Here is a 433-nt window from a genome sequence, read left to right as displayed (position 1 = left end):
AGGAGAATTGTCGTTAATATCGGCAACGTTAATGGTAAAGTCTTGGCTAACTGTATTGCTACCATCGCTAGCATCTACAGTAATAGTATGGCTACTAGCTGTTTCTGCGTCTAATTGACTACTATCGGCTACGGTGACTTCACCACTATTGTCATCAATGGTAAACCGACCATCGGCATCATCGCTGAGGCTGTAAGTGACCGTATCGCTGATATCGTTATCGGTAGAACTGGCAGTAATCCCAACACTGGTGCCGTTGCTGGCATTTTCCGCTACTTGATTGTTGCTGCTGTCGCCATCGCTATCACTGGGTTGGCTAGGTGAAAACTCGTTGATGTCTGTGACGCTGATGGTAAAGTCTTGGCTAACTGTATTGCTACCATCGCTAGCATCTACAGTAATGGTATGGCTACTAGCTGTTTCTGCGTCTAAT

1 protein-coding gene is annotated in these 433 nt (G+C 45.7%); it reads right to left on the bottom strand.

Annotated features, from left to right (window positions below; translation table 11 throughout):
• Positions 1–433: cadherin repeat domain-containing protein (locus AS151_RS21095; RefSeq protein WP_170861468.1), on the bottom strand; the 433-nt coding region annotated here is incomplete at both ends.

The sequence above is a fragment of the Geitlerinema sp. PCC 9228 genome, assembly GCF_001870905.1.
Classification (GTDB): Bacteria; Cyanobacteriota; Cyanobacteriia; order Cyanobacteriales; family PCC-9228; genus PCC-9228.
This window is presented reverse-complemented; position numbering and strand designations above follow the sequence as displayed.